Raw genomic sequence first — 19161 nt, 5'->3', positions numbered from 1 at the left:
CGTACCGCTCTGGCGTTCACTCGGCACCGTCCGTGGGCACGGTGCGGCCGGCGTGCAGGGCCGCTGCCATGCGCATGCCCTCGGACCAGGCGACGGGGCCGACCTCGCGCAGCGGCAGGCTCCGGTACTCGCCCTCGTGGCTCCAGGTCAGGGCGCCGGTCCAGGCCTTCTCCTCGGTGTAGGGGTCGCTCATGCCGACGGAGGCGGTGACGATGCGGCCCGCGTCCCGGACGCGGTCGACGATGCGGCCCCCGGAGACCTGGTAGCCGAGGGACGTGGCCCGGGCGGACAGGTGGAACCACGAGCGGTACTCGGCGCCCGCGAACTCGGTGACCACGTCGGTGTCGCCGCCCTCGGTCTCCCCGGGAACCGGCCAGGTGGCCCGGTGGATCTGCTCCACCCCCTGGACGATCTCCGACTCGGCCGCGAAGGAACGGAGTTCTTCCAGGTCGGGCAGGAGGACCGGGTGGGGCATGGTCACCGTACGGGGGGTCAGGCGGACGGTCTCGCCGTCCAGGTTCACCACCCGCAGCCCGTCCGACTCGTCCGCGTCGCGCAGGAAGCCGACCTGGTCGGGGCCCTCGCCGACCACGACGATGTCACGCAGCGCCGCCTGCCACGCCTCGTCGGGCCACACCCGCGCGAGCAGCCCGGTCGGCACCGGGAGCGAGGACACCATCCAGGTGTCGACCTGCGCCACGCATTCGGCGGCGTGCCGGTCCAGCCACTCGGCGAGGCGCTGGAGTTCGACCACCTCGGGGCGGTCCCGTATCTCCGCGGGCAGCGTTCGCTCCCGCCTCCGCTCCACCGCCGATGACGCCGGTGTCGCCGCCGCCGACGCGGTCCGCGCCACCACCCGGCCCTCCACCAGAGCGACTTCGTAGGTGTCGCCCGCTGCCAGCCAACCCATCAGGTCTTCGCCTCTCCCACTACTAGGAACACCCGGCACAGCACGCGAGCCCGGCCTTGAATCGACACGCTCCGCTGTGGCGTTGGCCAAAGACTAGGGGCAGCCACCGACAGTCACCGGCGGCGCCCGGCGCGGTGCTTTTCACGCCAGATTGAACAGCGGCGGTTTTCGGCCGGGTCCGGGGCCGGGCCCGCTCCGCGCCGGACCGCGGTCCGTTCGGGCCGGGCCCGCGAGGACGGCCCGCTCCGGGCAGCGGACCCCGCCCTGGCCAGCGCGCCAGGGGCCGGGTCCCGGAGGCGGGTGCCCCTCGTCCGGTTCCCGCACGGGCCGAGCCGTCCGCGGATTGGTGGGTTATCCGCCCTTCTTCTCCGGGCCGGGCGCCCCGCCCCTCCCCCCGACGGCCGTCTGACGACGGCGAATTGCCTCCGCCGGCGTTCGCACGTGCGTACGCGTCGTGTTCCACCGTCCCGAACAGGGGCACATGGCCCGGGGGCGCGGAGCCGGCGGTCCGAACGGGACCGCCGCAGACACGAGGTGGGGGAGATGGTTCGTGTTGTCGTGGTGCACGACGAGCAGCTGTTGCGTTCGGCACTGGTGCAACTGCTCAGATCCGACGACGCGTTGGAGGTGTCCTCGCGATGTCCGGACGCCGACGACGGCGACGGCCCGGAGGGTGCGGCGTTGCCGCCCGACGCCTGTGTCGTGGACGGGGAGTGCCTGACGGGTCCGGACGACGGGCGCGGTGCACGGGTGCGGGCCCGGTACGGTGACCGGCTCGTCGTCCTGACGACCGCCAAGCGGCCGGGCGTGCTGCGCCGGGCGTTCGACGGGGGTGCCCTCGGGCTGGTCGACAAGAACGCCCCGTCCCACCGGCTGATCGCGGCGGTGCACACGGTCGCCAAGGGCGAGCGGTTCCTGGACGAGACGCTCACCGTGGCCCTGCTGGAGGGCTCGGAGATGCCCCTGACCACACGGGAGCTGGGTGTACTGGCGCTGGCTTCCCAGGGGGCGCCGATCGCGGAGATCGCCGCGCGCCTGCACCTGTCCCGGGGCACGGTCCGCAACTACATGGCCACGGCGATCCGGAAGGTGGGGGCCCGCAACCGCATCGACGCGATTCGCATCGTCCAGAGCGCCGGCTGGACCTGAACGCGCCCCGGTCCTGACCACGGCACCGAAGGACGGGCCGCGGTCAGGGCCGGCGAGGCGGCCCCACGTGCCAGTGGCCCGTCAGATCCCGGTAGAGGGGCGAACGGCTGAGCAGTTCGTCGTGCGTGCCGCACTCCGCCCGTACGCCGTCCAGTACCAGGATCCGGTCGGCACGGACGGCCGAGGACAGCCGGTGCGCCACCACGAGCAGTGTTCCGGGCCGCCTCGCGAGGTTCTCCTCCGCGCGGGCCTCGGACGCGGGGTCGAGATGGCAGGTGGCCTCGTCGAGCAGCAGCAGCGGGGCGGGCGACAGGTGGGCACGGACCAGTGCGATCAACTGCCTCTCCCCAGGTGAGAGTTCGGCGGGACGGACCGTGCCGCCCAGGCCGCCGAGCCCTTCGACCAGGGCCCGCAGGCCGAACGCCCCGACCGCCGCGTCCAGTTCGTCACGGCACGCGTCCGTCCTCAGGTACGCGAGGTTGTCGCCGACGGTGCCGGAGAACACGTATGCCTCCTGCGGGACCAGTACCCGCAGTGCCGCCAGCTCGGCGGCGGGGCGCCCCGTCACCACGCGGCCGGCCACGCGCACCTCGCCGCGGCTCGGCCCGAGCGTCCCCGCGACGAGGCGGGTGAGGGTCGACTTGCCGATGCCGCTCGGTCCGACGACGGCGAGGTGTTCACCCGGCGCGACGCGCAGGTCGAGCGAGTCGAGCACGGGCTCGGCGCGGACGCCGTAGGACAGGGTGACGGAGCGCAGTTCCACCGCCGGGACCGGGATGGCGACGCCCGCTGCGACAGTCGCCGCTCCCGGGGCGCCCGTGGTGCTCGGCTCCGGCTTCCGCCCCCGCTTCGGCTCCTGCTCCTGCTCCTGCTCCTGCTCCTGCTCCTGCTCCTGCTCCTGCTCCTGCTCCTGCTCCTGGCCGAGGATCCGGTCGAGGACGACCAGCAGCCGGGACCCGGCCGCGCCCAGCGCGGTCATCAGGGTGTGCAGGGCGGGCAGCAGCGACTGGACGAGGTAGGTGAACGCGCCCAGCAGCGCGCCCGCGCTCACGCCTCGCCCGCGCAGCCAGTCCACCGCAACCAGCAGCGCCAGCACGGGAAGATGGCCCGCGACGCCGAGCGCCGCCGTGCGCACCGCCGCCCATCCGGCCAGCGCCCGGGCCGCCGCGGCGGCTTCCGCGACCAGGTCGGCGCCACGTCGCTCCACCCCGGGCCCGGTCCCGCAGGCGGTGAGGTCCCGCAGGGCCGCCCGTGCGCGCGCAGCGTGGTCGCCCAGTGCTTCGTCGGCCGCCAGGGCGCGGCGCTGGGCGGTCGCCATGGGTCGCAGCGTGACCAGGAACAGGGCGAGTCCGGCCGCCAGCGGGGGCAGGACCACCACGAGGAGGGCGGGGTGCAGGGACAGCAGGCCGAGCAGTGCGCCGGCGGCCGTGAAGACGAAGGACCGCAGGGTGAGGACGAGACCGGCGAAGCTGTCCCGGGCGATCTCGACCTGGTTTGTCAGCCGCGAGACGGCCGCCCGGTCCGTCCTGCCGGGCCCGCCCGGCGCCGCCCGGGCCATGGACCGGTCGACCGCGCGCCGCACCAGACCGTCGCGCAGCGGCTCGGTCACCCCGGCGAGCTGTGCGAACACGCCCCGGACGACAGGGGCGCCGGACAGTACCGCGACCAGCGCGACCCCGAGCCACAGCAGCCCACGGACCGGGTCCCCGGCGAGGAAGCCCTCGTCGACGGAGCGGGCGACGCCGTAGCCCACCAGGAAGGCCTGCCCGGACTCGGCCAGTGACCACAGCGCCAGCCGTACCAGCACGCCTTTGCGGTGGGCGAGGAAGCGACGCGCCGGGGGCGCGAGGCGGCGCAACGCCCCGGCCCCGGCGTCCCGGGGCCGTTCGTCGTCCGGTGCCTGCGCGATGCGGTGACCGGCGGCCGTCACGGACGCACCTCCTCTGGTTCGGGGCCGGGTGCGGCCCTCGTACCACTGCCACTGCCACTGCCGTCGGTGCCGGCGTCGGTGTCGGTGTCGGTGTCGGTGTCGGCGCCGAAAACCGCCCGGTACCCGGCCGTGTGCCACAGCTCGCGGTGGGTCCCGACGGCGCGCACTTCTCCCTCCTCCAGCCAGAGCACCAGGTCGGCCCGGTCCGCGACCGAGGGCCGATGCGCGACCACGAGCCTGGTCCCCGGCCGCACCGAGCGGCGCAGCGCCAGGTCCACCTCGTGCTCCGTGGCCGTGTCCAGACTGGACGTGGCGTCGTCCATCACCAGCAGCCGCCCGGCGTGCGCGAAGGCCCGCGCCAGTCCGAGCCGCTGGTGTTCCCCGCCCGAGAGGGGTGCCTCCGGCAGCGGGGTGTCGTAGCCGTGGGGCAACCGGCGTACGAAGCCGTCGGCTCCCGCCGCGCCGGCCGCCCGCCGTACCCGCTCACGCGACGGCCGCCGAGCCCCGGTGGCGATCGCCTCCGCGACCGTGCCCTCCCCCAGTACGGGGCGTTCGAAGGCGTGGGCCACCTCGGTGCGCAGCGCCTCGCGCGTCAGGCTGTCGAGCCGGACGCCGTCCAGCAGTACGTGTCCCTCGTCCGGGTCGATCAGCCGTCCGGCCACCGCCGCCAGGACGGACTTGCCCGCGCCGCCGCGGCCGACCACCGCGACCGTGCTGCCGCCCGGCACCCGCACATGGTCGGCGCGCAGCACCTGCCTGCCGTCGCGCAGCACCCGCACGCCGAGCAGCCGCAGCTCTCCGGGACCGCCCGGAGGCAGCCGCCGCGTGCCGTACGAAAGCGCGGGCATGCGTTCCAGCTCCAGGGTCCGGCTCCGGGCCTCGCGGGCTCGTACGATCGCCCCCAGCAGGGACGCCGCCGCGCCGACACCGGCGGTGAGCTGCGCGTACCGGCCGACGGCGAGCAGGTCCCCCACGCTCAGTTCCCCGGCCGCCAGACGCAGCCCGCCGACGGCGGTGGCCACCAGCGTCAGCAGCGGGACCAGGACACCGCTCCTGCCGAGCGCCCGTCCGTGCAGCGCCCACATGTGCCGTCCCTGGGCGGCCAGTTCGGCCAGCGGTGCCAGGATGCGGGCGCGCTCCCGTTCGCCGGTTCCCGCGGCGCCGATCGTGTCCGCGCCGTCCAGGGCTTCGAGCAGCCGCGAGGCGATCAGGGACTGTGTGCGCTGGTAGGCGGCGACCGTGGTGCCCGTGTCGCGGGCGAAGGAACGCAGCAGCAGCGCCAGGGCGGGCAGCCCGGTCAGCACGCAGAGCGCCACCCACACGTCGACGAGGGCCAGCGCCACGAGCGCACCCAGCGGGGTGATCAGTGAGGCCGCCAGCGCCGCCCGGGCCGCCGGGGCACCGCCCGCGTCCGCGGCGTTGAGGGTCAGCCGGGTCCCGACGTCGCCCGGCGGATGCGGCCGCGCGTGCTCGGGTGCGGCGCGCAGCAGTCCGCGCAGGGCACGGATGCGGACGGACGCCGTCCAGGTGGCGTTGCAGCGGCCGGTGAAGAGTGCGGTCGCGCTGTCCAGCACCAGTTCGCCCAGCAGCAGCCCGGCGCTCAGCGCCAGCCACCGGCCCGCGTCGCCGTCGCGCAGCAGCAGATCCAGTGTGCAGCCGAGGACCAGGGGCTGTGCCACGGCCGTCGCGGCCGCCGCGACCGAGCACAGCAGCACCAGCGCTTCCAGCGCGCGCCCGGGCGCCGCGTCGTCGGTCCCGTTCCGCCTCCCGGGTGCCGGCCGGGCCGCGGACCTGCTCGTTCGCACCAGCGAAATCCTCCGTAGGTCCCGGGCGGGAAGGCGCGGGCGCCCCGGGACGGAACCCGGGGCGCCCGCGCCCGGCGACATGGCTCACCACGTCACCGCGGCCGTGAACTCCCGCCTCAGTTACAGGTGGTGATGCTCAGGCTGCTGTCGCCGCAGAGCAGGAGGCTCGCGCGGCTACCGGTCTCGACGTCCCCCATGGCCTCTTCCTTCGGGGTCTCCATCGACTGCAGGTCGAACAGGTTCATGACTCTTCCCTTCGTACGGCAACGGGTGTGCTCTTCTCACGACCCCGGGTGGGGCCGGGTCAGGGGGCCGCCGCTCGGGCGCTGCGGCGGCAGGAACGGCAGTCCGACGGGCGTGTCGCCGAGGACGGAGGCGACGGCCAGCAGGCATCCGGCCGTTCCGGTGGAGAGGTCCATGGACAGGCGCATCATCTGCTCGCCCGGGAAGGCGAGCCGGTCGCGGTAGGACATGGCGTGCCAGGACAGGGCGTCGAGTTGGCGCCGTACCGCCTCCGGGCCCGCGCCGGGCTCCGTGGCCGTGGTGCGGCCCAGGTACAGGACCATTCCGGCCACGCCGCGGTAGAGGCCCGGCTGGGCGTAGAACATCGCCTGGGCCGCGGCCACGATCTCGTTCCTGGCCCGCGCGAACTCCTCGTCCGCCCGGTGGACCAGGTAGTCGTCCAGCACCATGCCGATGCCCACGCTGCCGGCGCCCAGGTAGGGCATGGTGCGCCAGCCCTCGTCGACCTGCAGCGCGCCGCCCGCGCCGCGCACACAGCGGGCGAGGTCCTGGCGCAGCGCGTCGCGGGCGAGGTCGAGGAGGGCGGAGTCCCGGGTGCGTTCGAACAGGCGCAGGAAGAACAGGGCTCGTCCGGCGCCGCCGTACAGCAGCCCGGCCCGGAAGCGGCCCCGGCTCACACGGTCGGCCGGCACGCGGTCGTCCGGCACACCGTCGGCGGTCAGTTCGGCGCAGCGCAGCGCCGCCGTGCGGAGCGCGTCCTGACCGGTGGCGGCGGCCAGCGAGTCCAGGGCCAGGCCGAGACCCGCGGTGCCGCCGTGCAGGTCCGGGCCCAGGTGGTCCAGGGGCTGGTCGAGGAGGAGTTCGGTGAGGTCGAGGGCGCGGTCGCGATGGCCGAGACGCTCCAGGGTCCAGGCGATTCCGGCCAGCCCGTCGTGGAAGCCCAGCGGCATGCCCGACGGCGGTTGCTTGGTCCGCTCCAGCAGCCACTGCTCGCCGTCCTCGTCCCGTCCGGCCCCGCTCTCGGCGAGGGCGTACAGCACTCCCGCCGCACCGTGGCCGAAGGCCAGCCCGCCGCCCGCCGTGGCGAACTGCGCGATGTCCCCCGGGAAGAGGCGGTCGGTGCGGGACGGCGTCGCGGAGGCGCGGATCGCCGCGGCCATGGAGTCCCGGCTGTCCGGCCAGTCGTCCGGCCGCACCGGCCCGGCGGCCGACGGTGCCGCCGACTGCGCGGACCGCCGTACGGCCGGGGCCCCGTCGACGCGCGTGATCTCGTCGACCGCCGCGTCCAGGAAGGCCCGGTCCACCGGGAACTGCTCGGCCACCACCTGGGCGAGGTGCGCCGCCTTGTGCCGGTCGACGGCCAGCAGACTGGTGAGCGGGAGGAACAGCGCGAGCCGCAGACACGCCAGCGCGTACCGGTCCACCGCCACGCCGCGCCGGTCGGAGGGCGCCACGAACCCGGGGTTCGCCACCGTCTGCCGGCCGGGTCCGTCGACGTCGTGGGCGGCCTCGAAGTCCAGCAGGGCGACGCTGTCGTCGTCCCGGACCATGATGTTGAACAGATGCAGGTCGTTGAAGACCACACCGCGCGCGTGGACCTCCGCGAGAGCGTGTTCCACCCGTGCGTGGACGTCGAGGGCCCAGGCGGTGTACTCGGCCAGTCTCCGCTCCCCCGGGTCGGCCTCGATGAGCGGGTGGCGGCGGGCGAAGAAGGTGTTGAGCGGCTTGCCGTCGATGTACTCCAGGACGAGGAAGTGATGCTCCCCGACCGTGCGGTGGTCCAGCACCTCGGGCGTGCAGTCGAGGCCCGACAGCCGTTCCAGCGCCCGGCGTTCGCGGTGCAGCCGGGTCACGGCGTCGGCCCCGTCGGCCGCCAGACCGGCGTGCGGACGGGCCTCCTTGAGGACGACCCGGTCACCGGTGCGGGTGTCACGGGCGAGGTAGACGCCACCGCCGTTGGAGAAGTGCAGCGCCGACTCGACGGTGTAGGGCAGGCCGCTCACCGTCACCGCGGAGCGGGCGTCGAGGTGCGGACGGAGGAAGGCGGGCGGCTCGACCCACTCCGGGACGCGGAAGACCGGGCCGCGCAGGTCGGGCACCAGCACACCGTCGGGACCGGTCACGGCAGGCCTCAGCTGCCCGTCCGCGTCGTAGCAGTCGCGCCGGGTGAAGCCGCCGAAGCGGACGTGCACGGGGCCGTCGCCGATGCGCAGGTCACTCAGGATGTGCGGGCCGGGCTCGCCGGCCAGCAGGTCGGACAGCTCCCCCGCGAGTCGTTCGCACTCCGCCTCGTCGGCCGGGTACACGGTGACGAACTTGCCGCTGCCGGCCCGGTCCGCGTACTTGGCGTTGCGCTGGTGCAGCAGATAGCGGCTGGGCACGAACTTGAAGGCCGTACCGCCGGCGACGCAGTACCGCCACACGCGGTCGAGCACGGACTCCGCGTTGTCGAGGCAGGCGGAGACATGGATCTTCCACCCCTGCGCGGGCAGATCGGCGTCGACCGGGCGCAGCGCGAGCCAGTCCCCGCTCTCGTGGCGCTGCCATCCGTCCGGCACCGGCCGGGAGGCCGCGGCGTACCGGGAGCGCGGTGCGCCGGTCCGGTCGGCCGTGCGGTGCGGGGCGTCGTAGAAGTACGGGTCCGCGTCGCAGTACACGGCATAGCCCTTGTTCACGCGTACTCCCTCCCACCGGTCGCTGACAGAGGCGACGCTGTCACGCGGCGTACAGCCCCGCACAGTTGCCGCTGTCATCACTCCGACGTGCGGAACGCACGGGTAACTTCGCGGGAGGAGGAGGCCCGAGCGGGAGATTTCCGCCGGGCGGAAGTCCTGTTGCCGGGGCCGGGCGGCGTGGCGATGGTGTGACCACACGACGTCAACGACGACGGGAGCCGCGCATGCCGCACATGACCGCCTTCGCCAGGAACCAGTGGTACGTCGCCGCCTACAGTCACGAGGTGGGGCGCGAGTTGCTGGGCCGTACGGTCCTCGGGGAGCCGCTCGTTCTCTACCGCGCCGAGGAGGACGGGAGCCCGGTCGTCCTGCACGACCGATGTGTGCACCGCCGCTATCCGCTGTCCGAGGCGCCGACGCGGCTGGACGGGGACCGGATCGTGTGCGGCTACCACGGGTTCACCTACGACACGACCGGCACCTGTGTGTACGTGCCGGGCCAGAAGCGGGTCCCGCGCACCGCCCGGGTCGCCTCCTACCCGGTGGCCGAGCGGGACTCCCTGGTGTGGGTGTGGATCGGCGATCCCGCGCTGGCCGACCCCGAGGCCGTGCCGCGGGCCCGGCACCTGGACGCGGCGGGCTGGGTCACGGTGCGGGGCATGGAGCCGATCGACGCGGACTACGGGCTGCTGGTCGACAACCTCCTCGACCTGTCCCACGAGACGTATCTGCACGGCGGTTACATCGGCACGCCCGAGGTCGCCGAGACGCCGATCACCACCGAGGTCGACGAGGGCGCCGGGATCGTCCGGGTGAGCCGGCACATGGACGACGCCCAGTGCCCGCCGTTCTACGCCCGGTCCACCGGCATCAGCGGGCGCATCGACCGCTGGCAGGACATCGAGTACCACGCGCCCTGCCTGTACGTGCTGCACAGCAGGGTCGCGCCGGCCGGCACCCTGCCCGCGCCCGACGGCGGCGACCCGGACGGTTTCCACACCGAGATCACCTACGCCATCACGCCGTCCGGCGACGGGAAGGTGTACGACTTCTGGGCGGTCTCCCGGGACTGGGCGACGGACGACGCCGAGGTCACCGAGTTCCTGTACAAGAACAACCGGACGGTCGTCATGCAGGACGTCGACGCGCTCAACCTGCTCCAGCGCACGCTCGGCAGTGAGCGCACCGGCTACCAGGAGCTGAGCATCAACATCGACACCGGCGGGCTGGCCGCCCGCCGCATCCTGGCCCGGCTGGTCGAGGAGGGCGCCGGGACCGAGCCGCGGGTGGCCCGGTGAGCGGGCGTACCGGCGAGGTCTACCGCGTCGACTGGCTGCCCGGCACCGACACCCTGCACGGCACCTGCCACTGCGGCGCCGAACACACCGCGGTGGACCCCGTCGCGATGTGGGACTGGATGCTCGCCCACCCGCAAGGACACGATCTGCCCGGGGACGGTTCATGACCCGCTACGAAGCCGAACTCGTCGTCGACCGCCGGGAGACCGCGGCCGACGGCGTGCTCGTCCTCACCCTGCGCCATCCGCTGGACGAACCGCTCCCCGCCTGGGAGCCCGGAGCCCACATCGACGTGGTCCTCGGCGCCGGTCTGGAGCGTCAGTACTCGCTGTGCGGCGACCCGGCCGACCGGGCGGTGTGGCGGATCGCGGTGCTGCGCGAGCGGGACGGGCGCGGCGGCTCCGCCTACGTCCACGGGGAGTTGCGGACCGGGGACAAGGTCCGGGTGCGCGGCCCGCGCAACAACTTCCGGCTGGAGCGCGCGTCCCGCTACCGTTTCGTCGCCGGCGGCATCGGCATCACCCCGATCCTGCCGATGCTGACCGCCGTCGAGGAGGCGGGCGCCGAGTGGAGCCTGCTGTACGGCGGGCGGACCCGGGCCGGCCTGGCGTTCACCGGGGAGCTGGCGCGGTACGGGGACCGGGTGACGCTCGTCCCCGAGGACGAGTCGGGACTGCTGGACCTGGCCCCCGTGTTCGACGGCCTGCCGGCGGACACCCTCGTCTACTGCTGCGGGCCGGGTCCGCTGCTGGACGCCGTCGAGGCGCGCTGCCCGGCCGGGTGCCTGCGCGTGGAGCGGTTCCGCCCGAAGGAGGCCGCCGCGCAGGCCGCGGCGGAGGCGGAGTTCGAGGTCGTGCTCGCGCGCAGCGGCCGTACGGTCGCCGTCCCGCCCGGCGTCTCGGTCCTGGCCGCGGTCCGCGAAGCGGGCGTCGAGGTGCTGTACTCCTGCGCGGAGGGCACCTGCGGGACGTGTGAGACCGAGGTCGTCGAGGGGGAACCGGACCACCGGGACTCGGTGCTCACCGAGGAGGAGCGGGCCGCCGGGGAGACGATGCTCGTCTGTGTGTCGCGGTGCCGCGGCCCGCGGCTCGTGCTGGACCTCTGACTCCGCGGCGGCGCAGTCCCGGTCACGACGTGGCTCCGCGCTCCGCGGAGCCGGGCACCCACGTGCCGGTCACTCGGCGGCGGGGACGACTCTGAGGTGGGAGGGGGCGCGGCGGGCACGCGGCGACCGGTGCGCGGTACGGCGCGGTTCCCGCAGGACCAGCGTCAGCCGGGTGTAGCCCAGCTCCCGCAGGGCCCGGGGTGTCTCGACCACGACCCGGCACTCGGTGGTGCCCCGGCGCGGGTCGGGGTGGTGCAGCGGCCGTACGGCGCCGTCGTGTTCGACGGCCCGGTCGCCGACGGCACGGATCCAGTGCGGCAGGCCCTGGCGGTAGGCGGCCTCCATGATCGGGTCCTGGGCGATGTCCCGGCGGACCGCCTGGAGGCCGGGATCGTGGCCGTACCGCTCCAGGGTGTCGGCGAAGTGCGCCAGCATGGGCAGGCACCAGCTCGACTCGTGCTCGCCGAGGACCGTGGCGGCGTCGGGGTGGAAGAGGACGAACCTGAGGAAGTTGTCGTCCGGCATGGCCGTCGGATGCGGTCCCGCGCCCTGGAAGAGTGTCCGGAAGGCGCCGTTGGCCAGCACCACGTCCCAACGGTGGTCGACGACGAGAGAGGGAAAGGGGACGGCCTCCAGGAGCGTGGTGTAGTCCTGGAGATATGCCTGGGCCTCGGGGGTCGCGGGGGCGGGCCGCGGCGCCGACCGCTGCCCTCCTGCCTGAAATGCCATCGGGAGGTCACCCCTCTTGCCTATGCGGCCTTCTCGCGGCGTCCCGCATCCTGGCGCCCCGGAGCGAGGCGTGTCAACTATCGTGGCATTTCGTGCCTGTTGACGGCTGAAATAGGCCACAGTTGTGGCGATGCCTGGATGTGAGTTCGAGCGGCAGGCTACTCTCCGGGAAGTTCACGGCAACTGCTTGTGAGAAGCCTGTGAGGCCTGTGAGAGACGTAGGAGAGCAGTCGGTGACGGGTGGCTTCGAAGGTCCGGGCACCATGCCGGCCACCACGCTGACCGCCGTCGTCGCCCGGGTCGGCGCACTCGCGGACCGGCTCGGCGTGCCGCACGGCGAGATCTTCGACGTCGGCCGGCTGTCCGCCGCCTCCGGGGTTCCCGAGTCCGTCGTCGGAGCCCTGCTCGGCGGCCGTCCGGCAGGGGAGCCCGATGTCCAGACCAGGTTCGTGCAACGCCTGGACCTGCTGCGCCGTACCCGGCTGAAGCCGAACGGCCGCAAGTACACCCAGCAGGAGATAGCCGACGGCGCCGGGATGTCGCGGCAGCAGGCCGGCGCCCTCATCAACGGCGACCGGCGCCCCACCATGGAGCACTGCGACGCCATCCAGCGCTTCTTCCGGGTGCACGCCGGATTCCTCACCGCCGAGGACCCCGAGGCGCTCGCGGGCGCCCTCCAGCGCACCGAGCAGGAACTGCTCCAGCAACTCGCCGACCGGGAGCGGGAGGCGGCCTCCGCCGACGACCCGCTGGAGCGGCTGCTCCAGGACCACGGCGTGCGCGGCATCGCCTGGCGGGCCGCGCAACTGCCCACCGACCAGCACCGCGACAAGGTCGCCGAGTGGCTGGACATGCTCCTGGAGAGCGTCAAGCGGCCCGAGTCCTGAGCCCCTGGACGTGCCTCGGCCGCGGCCCGGTCACCGGGCACGGCGAGCAAGTGCCCGCTCCCAACGGTGCGGTGGGAGCGGGAGACGGGGCGCGGCCGGACGGGATTGTCAGTGGGGGACGGCAAGCTGGGAGGGTGCCGCCGCCGTGCGGGGGCGCGTGACCGCTGACGTCGTTGTGGGGAGAGCCGACCGATGACCACCGCCGTACTGACCGACCACGAACGCACCGCCGTCCAGGCCTACCTGCGGCTCCTGCACACCGTGCGGGCCGGTTTCGACACCGGCGCGGGTCCGGACTGCCCGCCCCGGCCGCCCGTCGTCCCGCCGTCCGTGCTGGCCGAGGCGGAGCAGGCCCTGCGGGCCGCGGGACTGACGGGGAACGAGGAGGCGTTCTTCCGGCTGTTGCGGGACTGGTGCCCGCGTCCCTGACGAGGCGGGCGGCCTGGTCGCCGTCAGGGGCGGGGGACCGCGATCGCCGTGGCGACCAGGCCCTCCCGGGCATTCCAGCGGCCGTCGAAGTGGCTCAGGCGCCTGCCCTCCACGGTCGGTCCCGGCACCAGGAGGGCGGCGTGCAGGGTGCCGCGGCGCGGGTCGACCGGGTCCACGGAGAGCTCGATGTCCGCCTCGGCGAAGTCCAGCCACTGCCCGGTGAGGGGGAACCACGCCTTGTAGACCGACTCCTTGGCACTGAACAGCAACCGGTCCCAGTGGATGCCGGGCCGCGCCTCGTCCAGTCGCCGCAGGCGGGCCGCCTCGGCGGGCAGGGCGATGGACTTGAGGACGCCGTTCGGGAGCGGCCCGTCGGGCTCGGCGTCGATGCCGAGGGAGGCCAGGTCGGTCAGTCGGACCAGGGCGGCGGCGCAGTAGCCGTCGCAGTGGGTCATGCTGCCGGCGACGCCGTCCGGCCAGCGCGGGGCCCCGCGCTCACCGGTCGGCACGGGCTGCGGGGGCACGCCGAGCTTCTCCATGGCCCGGCGGGCGCAGGACCGCACGACGGTGAACTCCCGGCGCCGCTTGGCGACCGCCCGCGCGACGATCTCCTCCTCCTCCGGGTAGAGGGGCAGGTGACCGGCGGCGTCGTGGCCGAAGGCCTCCACGGCGACGACCGTGTCGGGCAGCAGTTCCTCGATCACCGGGGCACCTCCTGGCGCGACGGGGCGGTGGGCGTCCGCGTCGACGGCAGGATGCGGCGCAGTTGCCCGGGCGGCCCGGGCCGCTTGCGCCACTCGCGGGGATAGCCCACCGACACCTCCTCGAAGCGGACCCCCTCGTGCCAGGTGGTACGCGGGATGTGCAGGTGCCCGTAGACCATGGTGTCGACCCGGAACCTGCGGTGCCAGTCGGCGGTCAGCGAGGTGCCGCACCACATGGCGAACTCGGGGTACCACAGGACGTCGGTGGGGTGCCGGTGCAGCGGATAGTGGTTGACGGGGATCGTCGGCAGGTCCGCGGGGATCTCGGCGAGCCTGCGCTCGGTCTCCTCGACCCGCGCCCGGCACCAGGCCTCACGGCTGGGATGGGGATCGGGGTGCAGCAGGTACTCGTCGCTGCACACGACGCCGGTGCCCTGCGCGTACTCCAGTCCTTCGGCCTTGGTCGCGCATCCCGCGGGCAGGAACGAGTAGTCGTAGAGCAGGAAGAGCGGTGCGACGACCGCCGGGCCGCCCGCGCCCTCCCACACCGGGTAGGGGTCCTCGGGGGTGGTCACGCCCAGTTCCCGGCACATCTCGACGAGGTGCTCGTAGCGGGCGACGCCCCGCAGGGCGACCGTGTCCCTGGGGTGCGTCCACAGTTCGTGGTTGCCCGGGACCCAGACGACCCGGCGGAAGCGCTCCGCGAGGGTCCCCAGCGCCCAGCGGATGTCGGCGACGGTCTCGGCCACGTCACCGGCCACCAGGAGCCAGTCGTCGTCGGACTCGGGGTGCGTCCGCTCGACCAGGGCCCGGTTCTCCTCGTAACCGATGTGCAGATCGCTGATGGCCCACAGCGTCCCCGGAGCACCGGCCCTCCTCGTCATCCCCCACCCCTTCCGGACACACCTTCGACGTCACGACATCACAGCCCCGCCCCGGCCGTCCGTGTGACGCTCGTTGCGCCCGGGGCCGCGCGTACCCCTATGATCGCCCCAACACCACCGCCACGACTCTCCTTTCCCGCAGAGCGGCTCGGTGTCCCTCCAAACCCCTGGCCGGGCACGGCCCGCTCCGCCCTGCCCGCGAACCCTGGAAGGCGGCTTGCATGGCTTCTCCCGTACGCGTCTGGCTCAACCGCACGTACGCGGAGAACGTCTTCTTCATGGATCAGCTGCGGAGAAATCCCGCCGACCGGGCCGTCGAGATCCATGCCACGCACGGTGACCCGGACTCCCCCGTGCTGGCCGCCGCGGACACCGCCGAGCTGGAGCCGGAGGGCCTGTCCCCCGCCGGGTACGTCGAGTACGCGCTGGACCAGTGCGCGCGGCGTGCCATCGACGTGTTCGTGCCCCGGCTGCACCAGTCGGCTCTCGTGGCGCACCGCGCGGAGTTCGAGGCGGCCGGTACGGCGCTGCTCGCGCCGCCGCCGGAGGCGGTAGCCCTCTTCGAGGACAAGGTGATCGCCTACGAGGCGGTCCGGGCGATCGGCGTGCCGGTGCCGCCGTGGTGGCGGGTGCGCACGGCCGACGAACTGGTCCTCGCGGTGGAGGAACTGGAGGCGGGCGGCCACCGGGCGTGCTTCAAGCCGGCCTCCGGCGCGGGCGGTGTGGGCTTCCGGATGGTCACCCGGGACCCCTTCTCGCTCACGCACCTGAACGGCTTCCCGAGCCCGTCCGTGCCGCTGCCCCTGGTCGTCGAGGCGCTGCGGGCGGCCGAGGAGCCCGTGGACTGGCTGGTGATGCCGCGCCTGGAGCAGCCGGAGGTCTCGGTGGACTGCCTCACCGGGCCCGACAACCGGGTCCGGCTCGCCGTGGGCCGCACCAAGAACGGCCGCCGCCGCGGGTTCACCCTGCACGAGCAGTGGCTGGCACCGGCGCGGCGGATCGCCGAGGCCTTCGGACTGCACCACCTGTCCAACATCCAGTTCCGGATGTACGGCGACCGGCCCGTCCTGATGGACGTCAACACCCGCCCGGCCGGCGGGCTGCACCAGCTGGCGCTGTGCGGGATCAACGTGCCGTGGGCGGCGGTCCGGCTGGCACTCGGCGACGACCCGGGTGAGCTGGAGCCGCCGTTCCTGGGCCAGGACTACGCCGTGGTCTCGGGGCCGCGTCCGCTGCGTCCGGTGTCCGTGCCCCACCAGCGCACGGACCTCCCCGCCGTTCCTGCGCCGGCCCCGGCGGCCGCCCAGGCACCGGCGCAGGCGTCGCAGGCACCGGCGGCCTCCGCGCCGGTGGGGCTCACCTGAGGTAGGCCAGTCCCGGGTGCACCGCCCGGTAGCCGTCGACGAGGCGGCGGGCGACGTCGACCGAGTCGACGAGGGGGTGCAGGGCGAAGGCGCGTACCGCGGCCGCGCGGGAGCCGGTCTCGGCCGCGGTCAGGACGTCGCGCTCGACGCCCTTGACCGCGCCGACCAGGCCGGTGGCGTGGTCCGGCAGCGGGTCGACGGCCACCGGGTGGGCGCCGTTCGCGTCGACCAGGCAGGGCACCTCGATCACCGCGTCGCGGTCGAGGACGGACAGCGTGCCGCGGTTGCGGACGTTGAGGATCAGGGTGGCACGTTCGTCGCGGGCGACGGCCCGCATCAGCGCGAGCGCCACCTTCTCGTAGCCGCCGGACAGGTCCTCGGCCTCGCGTTCGCCCGCGCCCGCCGTCTCCCGGTTCTCGGCCATGTAGGTGGCCTCGCGTTCGGCGCGGGTGCGGTCCCAGGTGGCCAGGGCCGGGGCGCCGGGGCGGCGCATCTCGTCGTAGAAGCGCGCCTGCTGGTCGCGCAGGAAGGCGCCGCGGGTGCGGTCGGCCTCCTGGTAGGCGCGGACGGTCTCCCGGTTGAAGTAGTAGTAGTGCAGGTACTCGTTGGGGACCGCGCCGAGGGAGCGCAGCCACTCGGGGCCGAAGAGCCGGCCCTCCTCGAAGGAGCCGAGCAGCGCCGGGTCGGCGAGCAGCCGCGGGAGCTGGTCGTGTCCGTCGACGCGCAGGCCGCGCAGCCAGCCGAGGTGGTTGAGACCGACGTAGTCCACGAAGGCGCGGTCCGGGTCGGCGCCCAGCACGCGGGCGACGCGGCGGCCGAGCCCGACCGGCGAGTCGCAGATGCCGATGACCCGGTCGCCGAGGTGCCGGGACATGGCCTCGGCGACGAGTCCCGCCGGATTGGTGAAGTTGATGACCCAGGCGTCCGGCGCCAGCCGGGCCACCCGGCGGGCGATGTCTACGGCGACCGGGACGGTCCGCAGCCCGTACGCGATGCCGCCCGCGCCGACCGTCTCCTGCCCGAGGACTCCCTCGGCGAGCGCCACCCGTTCGTCGTCGGCGCGTCCCTGGAGGCCGCCGACGCGGATCGCGGAGAACACGAAGTCCGCGCCGCGCAGGGCCTCGTCGAGATCGGTCGTGGCGGTGACCGCCGGCGCGTCGGGCACCCCGGCCGCCTGCTCGGCCAGCACCCGGGTCACCGCCGTCAGCCGGACCGGGTCCAGGTCGTGCAGGACGACGTCGGTCACGCGTCCCTCGGCGCGGTCCCCGAGGAGCGCCCCGTACACGAGCGGCACCCGGAATCCGCCGCCGCCCAGCATCGTCAGCCTCACGTCCGCACCCTTCCGTCGCCCGCGGCCGCACTTGTGTCCGGCGCCGATCATGGCACGGCCGGGTGCCCCCGCGCGTGCGCCTGCCCCGCCCTCTGTCCAGGGGCCGGGCGGGCACCTACCCTCGGCCCGGTGACCGCCCCCGCCGCCTCCACCGCCCCCGACCGGCTGCTCTCCGTGCTCGCCGCCTTCGACCACGCGCACCCGGCCCTGTCCCTGACGGACATCAGCCGCCGGGCCGGGCTGAGCCTGACCACCGCGCACCGGCTGGTGGGCGCCCTGGCCCGGTGGGGTGCGCTGGAGCGGGACGAGTCGGGCGCCTACCACGTCGGACTGCGGCTGTGGGAGATCGCCGCGCTCGCCCCGCGCGGACTCGCGCTGCGCCAGGTCGCGTGGCCGTACCTGGAGGACCTGTACGAGGCGACCCACGAGAACGTGCAACTGGCGGTGCGGGACGGCGGCGAGGTCGTCTACATCGAGTGGCTGGCGGCGCGGTCGTCGGTCGGCGTGCACATCCGCGTCGGCGCCCGCTGGCCGCTGCACGCCACCGGGGTCGGGCTCGCCCTGCTCGCGCACGGCGAACCGGAGTTCCAGGAGGCGTACCGCACCGGTCCGCTCGCCTCCTTCACCCCGTACACGATCACCGACCCGGCACGGCTGCGCCGGGTGCTGGCCGAGGTGCGGCGCACCGGGGCGGCGGTGAGCGACCGTCAGGTCACCGACGACGCCCTGTCGGTGGCCGCCCCGGTGCACGGCCCGGACGGCACCGTGACGGCGGCCGTGTCGGTGGTCGTGCCGTACGCCGGCGCGCGGGTGCCGACGCTCGTCCCGGCGGTCCGGCTGGCGGCCCGCGGCATCTCGCGGGGCCTGGGCTGGCGCCCGAATACCCCTCTCACCGGTGAGGACGCGCCTGAGCACACCTGTTGATACTGGGACGGCCCTCGCCCCGAGGAGCCCCCATGTCCGTCCGGTCCAGGTCACCGGCGGGGCGGCCCAGTTGGTCGACTTCCGGCAGCTGCTCGCCGACCGGGCCCCGCCGGGCTGATCGGCGCCGAGGGGCTGGGTGCGCTGAGCCTGACGGCATCACCGCTGATCACCGCCATCGCCTTCCGACTGGCCATGGACTACGAGCTGTTCGTCCTGGCCCGGATGCGCGAGGCCTGGGTGCGGACCGGCGACGGCCGGGAGGCCGTGGTGACCGGCCTGCGCCGGTCCGGCCCGGTGGTGACCTGCGCCGCGCTGCTCCTCGCGGTGGTGTCCGGCGCCTTCATGAGGGGCGGCTGCTCGCCGATCCCGCAGATCGGGCTCGGCCTGACCCTGGCGGTGCTGATCGGCGCCACGGTCGTCCGGATGCTGCTCGTTCCGGCGACGACGGCGCTGCTGGGCCGGCGCGCCCGGTGGGCCCCGAAGCCGCTGCGCCGGGCACACGAACGGTTCGCAGTACGCGAGGAGTCCCCCGCTGCGACTCCCCCAGCCCGCGGCACGCTGAGACCCCCGCCGTGGGGGGGGGGGGGGGGGGGGGGGGGCGGGGCGGGGGGGGGGGGGGGGGGGGGGGGGGGGGGGGGGGGGGGGGGGGGGGGGGGGGGGGGGGGGGGGGGGGGGGGGGGGGGGGGGGGGGGGGGGGGGGGGGGCCGGCCTGGGACGCGGCCGGTTCGGCGATCGGCACCGGCTCGGGGGCGGCGGGCGTGACGGAAGGCGCGGTCGCGGTGTGCTCCGCGGCCT

Annotated in this window: 18 protein-coding genes; 9 read left to right on the top strand and 9 right to left on the bottom strand. The window is 74.5% G+C overall.

All coding sequences use genetic code 11. From position 1 onward, the window contains the following. Window positions 1-16 precede the first annotated feature (16 nt). Window positions 17-910: a DUF4132 domain-containing protein gene (locus ACZ6IM_RS34775; RefSeq protein WP_052842282.1), complete on the bottom strand. Its 894-nt coding sequence runs from the start codon at window positions 908-910 to the stop codon at window positions 17-19. Window positions 911-1444: 534 nt separating this feature from the next. Here ACZ6IM_RS34775 and ACZ6IM_RS34770 point away from each other — a divergent pair. Beyond that, window positions 1445-2059 carry a LuxR C-terminal-related transcriptional regulator gene (locus tag ACZ6IM_RS34770; RefSeq protein ID WP_469562281.1) on the top strand — a complete coding sequence of 205 codons (615 nt, stop codon included), beginning with the start codon at window positions 1445-1447 and terminating at the stop codon, window positions 2057-2059. A gap of 43 nt (window positions 2060-2102) precedes the next feature. Here the strand turns inward: ACZ6IM_RS34770 and ACZ6IM_RS34765 are convergent, their stop codons facing one another. From ACZ6IM_RS34765 to lanKC, 4 genes are read right to left on the bottom strand one after another with little or no spacing between them, the layout of a single operon-like run. After that, entirely contained in the window at window positions 2103-3968 is a 1866-nt protein-coding gene (locus ACZ6IM_RS34765) for an ATP-binding cassette domain-containing protein (protein ID WP_469562413.1), read from the bottom strand. Between the two features lie 17 nt (window positions 3969-3985). After that, window positions 3986-5875 (bottom strand): ABC transporter transmembrane domain-containing protein, encoded by a 1890-nt coding sequence (locus tag ACZ6IM_RS34760; protein ID WP_469562278.1) that lies wholly within the window; start codon window positions 5873-5875, stop codon window positions 3986-3988. Window positions 5876-5910: 35 nt separating this feature from the next. After that, window positions 5911-6039 (bottom strand): mycelium formation morphogenetic lantipeptide SapB, encoded by a 129-nt coding sequence (gene ramS / locus ACZ6IM_RS34755; RefSeq protein WP_003972313.1) that lies wholly within the window; start codon window positions 6037-6039, stop codon window positions 5911-5913. Window positions 6040-6075: 36 nt separating this feature from the next. Beyond that, a complete protein-coding gene (lanKC, locus tag ACZ6IM_RS34750) occupies window positions 6076-8712 on the bottom strand; it encodes a class III lanthionine synthetase LanKC (RefSeq protein ID WP_469562275.1) in 2637 nt (878 codons plus the stop codon). Window positions 8713-8936: 224 nt separating this feature from the next. Here lanKC and ACZ6IM_RS34745 point away from each other — a divergent pair, with 224 nt between their 5' ends. The 3 genes from ACZ6IM_RS34745 to ACZ6IM_RS34735 are packed head-to-tail and all read left to right on the top strand — an operon-like array spanning window position 8937 to window position 11115. Continuing rightward, window positions 8937-10010: a Rieske 2Fe-2S domain-containing protein gene (locus ACZ6IM_RS34745; RefSeq protein WP_469562272.1), complete on the top strand. Its 1074-nt coding sequence runs from the start codon at window positions 8937-8939 to the stop codon at window positions 10008-10010. Further along, the gene (locus ACZ6IM_RS34740; RefSeq protein WP_052842285.1) at window positions 10007-10177 is read left to right on the top strand and encodes a hypothetical protein; all 171 of its coding nucleotides are present in this window, start codon (window positions 10007-10009) and stop codon (window positions 10175-10177) included. Before ACZ6IM_RS34745 ends, ACZ6IM_RS34740 begins: the two co-directional genes overlap by 4 nt. After that, complete coding sequence (locus ACZ6IM_RS34735) at window positions 10174-11115, top strand: PDR/VanB family oxidoreductase (RefSeq protein ID WP_469562267.1); 942 nt, start codon at window positions 10174-10176, stop codon at window positions 11113-11115. Before ACZ6IM_RS34740 ends, ACZ6IM_RS34735 begins: the two co-directional genes overlap by 4 nt. Window positions 11116-11184: 69 nt before the next feature. Here the strand turns inward: ACZ6IM_RS34735 and ACZ6IM_RS34730 are convergent, their stop codons facing one another. Continuing rightward, complete coding sequence (locus ACZ6IM_RS34730; protein WP_052842287.1) at window positions 11185-11844, bottom strand: MmyB family transcriptional regulator; 660 nt, start codon at window positions 11842-11844, stop codon at window positions 11185-11187. 233 nt (window positions 11845-12077) lie between these two features. On the opposite strand from ACZ6IM_RS34730, the gene ACZ6IM_RS34725 reads away from it, so the two are divergent. Together ACZ6IM_RS34725 and ACZ6IM_RS34720 are read left to right on the top strand one after the other, a co-directional pair. Next, window positions 12078-12731, top strand: a complete 654-nt coding sequence (locus ACZ6IM_RS34725; protein ID WP_469562262.1) for a helix-turn-helix domain-containing protein — start codon at window positions 12078-12080, stop codon at window positions 12729-12731. A gap of 192 nt (window positions 12732-12923) precedes the next feature. Further along, window positions 12924-13160: a hypothetical protein gene (locus ACZ6IM_RS34720; protein ID WP_469562260.1), complete on the top strand. Its 237-nt coding sequence runs from the start codon at window positions 12924-12926 to the stop codon at window positions 13158-13160. 23 nt (window positions 13161-13183) lie between these two features. On the opposite strand, the gene ACZ6IM_RS34715 is transcribed toward ACZ6IM_RS34720, so the two are convergent. Together ACZ6IM_RS34715 and ACZ6IM_RS34710 are read right to left on the bottom strand one after the other, a co-directional pair. Next, window positions 13184-13864: a 4'-phosphopantetheinyl transferase family protein gene (locus ACZ6IM_RS34715; protein ID WP_469562258.1), complete on the bottom strand. Its 681-nt coding sequence runs from the start codon at window positions 13862-13864 to the stop codon at window positions 13184-13186. Beyond that, window positions 13861-14748 (bottom strand): metallophosphoesterase family protein, encoded by an 888-nt coding sequence (locus tag ACZ6IM_RS34710; protein WP_052842291.1) that lies wholly within the window; start codon window positions 14746-14748, stop codon window positions 13861-13863. Before ACZ6IM_RS34710 ends, ACZ6IM_RS34715 begins: the two co-directional genes overlap by 4 nt. Before the next feature lie 221 nt (window positions 14749-14969). Here ACZ6IM_RS34710 and ACZ6IM_RS34705 point away from each other — a divergent pair, with 221 nt between their 5' ends. Beyond that, window positions 14970-16112: an ATP-grasp domain-containing protein gene (locus ACZ6IM_RS34705; RefSeq protein WP_052842292.1), complete on the top strand. Its 1143-nt coding sequence runs from the start codon at window positions 14970-14972 to the stop codon at window positions 16110-16112. Here the strand turns inward: ACZ6IM_RS34705 and ACZ6IM_RS34700 are convergent. Then, complete coding sequence (locus ACZ6IM_RS34700; protein WP_469562254.1) at window positions 16105-17442, bottom strand: 6-phospho-beta-glucosidase; 1338 nt, start codon at window positions 17440-17442, stop codon at window positions 16105-16107. The genes ACZ6IM_RS34705 and ACZ6IM_RS34700 overlap by 8 nt on opposite strands. 129 nt (window positions 17443-17571) lie before the next feature. On the opposite strand from ACZ6IM_RS34700, the gene ACZ6IM_RS34695 reads away from it, so the two are divergent. Both ACZ6IM_RS34695 and ACZ6IM_RS34690 read left to right on the top strand, forming a co-directional pair. Further along, on the top strand, window positions 17572-18366 hold the full coding sequence (locus ACZ6IM_RS34695) for an IclR family transcriptional regulator (protein ID WP_052842294.1): 795 nt from the start codon (window positions 17572-17574) through the stop codon (window positions 18364-18366). Window positions 18367-18558: 192 nt separating this feature from the next. After that, the gene (locus ACZ6IM_RS34690) at window positions 18559-19128 is read left to right on the top strand and encodes an MMPL family transporter (protein WP_469562251.1); all 570 of its coding nucleotides are present in this window, start codon (window positions 18559-18561) and stop codon (window positions 19126-19128) included. Window positions 19129-19161 lie beyond the last annotated feature (33 nt).

The organism is Streptomyces sp. NPDC042336, from assembly GCF_055581985.1.
This window is presented reverse-complemented; position numbering and strand designations above follow the sequence as displayed.

Excerpts from the sequence above, each read along its gene's own strand:
- ACZ6IM_RS34775 (WP_052842282.1), bottom strand. The coding sequence starts at position 910 with ATGGGTTGGCTGGCAGCGGGCGACACCTACGAAGTCGCTCTGGTGGAG.
- ACZ6IM_RS34760 (WP_469562278.1), bottom strand. The coding sequence starts at position 5,875 with ATGTCGCCGGGCGCGGGCGCCCCGGGTTCCGTCCCGGGGCGCCCGCGC.
- ramS (WP_003972313.1), bottom strand. The coding sequence starts at position 6,039 with ATGAACCTGTTCGACCTGCAGTCGATGGAGACCCCGAAGGAAGAGGCC.
- ACZ6IM_RS34745 (WP_469562272.1), top strand. The coding sequence starts at position 8,937 with ATGCCGCACATGACCGCCTTCGCCAGGAACCAGTGGTACGTCGCCGCC.
- ACZ6IM_RS34735 (WP_469562267.1), top strand. The coding sequence starts at position 10,174 with ATGACCCGCTACGAAGCCGAACTCGTCGTCGACCGCCGGGAGACCGCG.
- ACZ6IM_RS34730 (WP_052842287.1), bottom strand. The coding sequence starts at position 11,844 with ATGGCATTTCAGGCAGGAGGGCAGCGGTCGGCGCCGCGGCCCGCCCCC.
- ACZ6IM_RS34720 (WP_469562260.1), top strand. The coding sequence starts at position 12,924 with ATGACCACCGCCGTACTGACCGACCACGAACGCACCGCCGTCCAGGCC.
- ACZ6IM_RS34710 (WP_052842291.1), bottom strand. The coding sequence starts at position 14,748 with ATGACGAGGAGGGCCGGTGCTCCGGGGACGCTGTGGGCCATCAGCGAT.
- ACZ6IM_RS34705 (WP_052842292.1), top strand. The coding sequence starts at position 14,970 with ATGGCTTCTCCCGTACGCGTCTGGCTCAACCGCACGTACGCGGAGAAC.
- ACZ6IM_RS34690 (WP_469562251.1), top strand. The coding sequence starts at position 18,559 with ATGGACTACGAGCTGTTCGTCCTGGCCCGGATGCGCGAGGCCTGGGTG.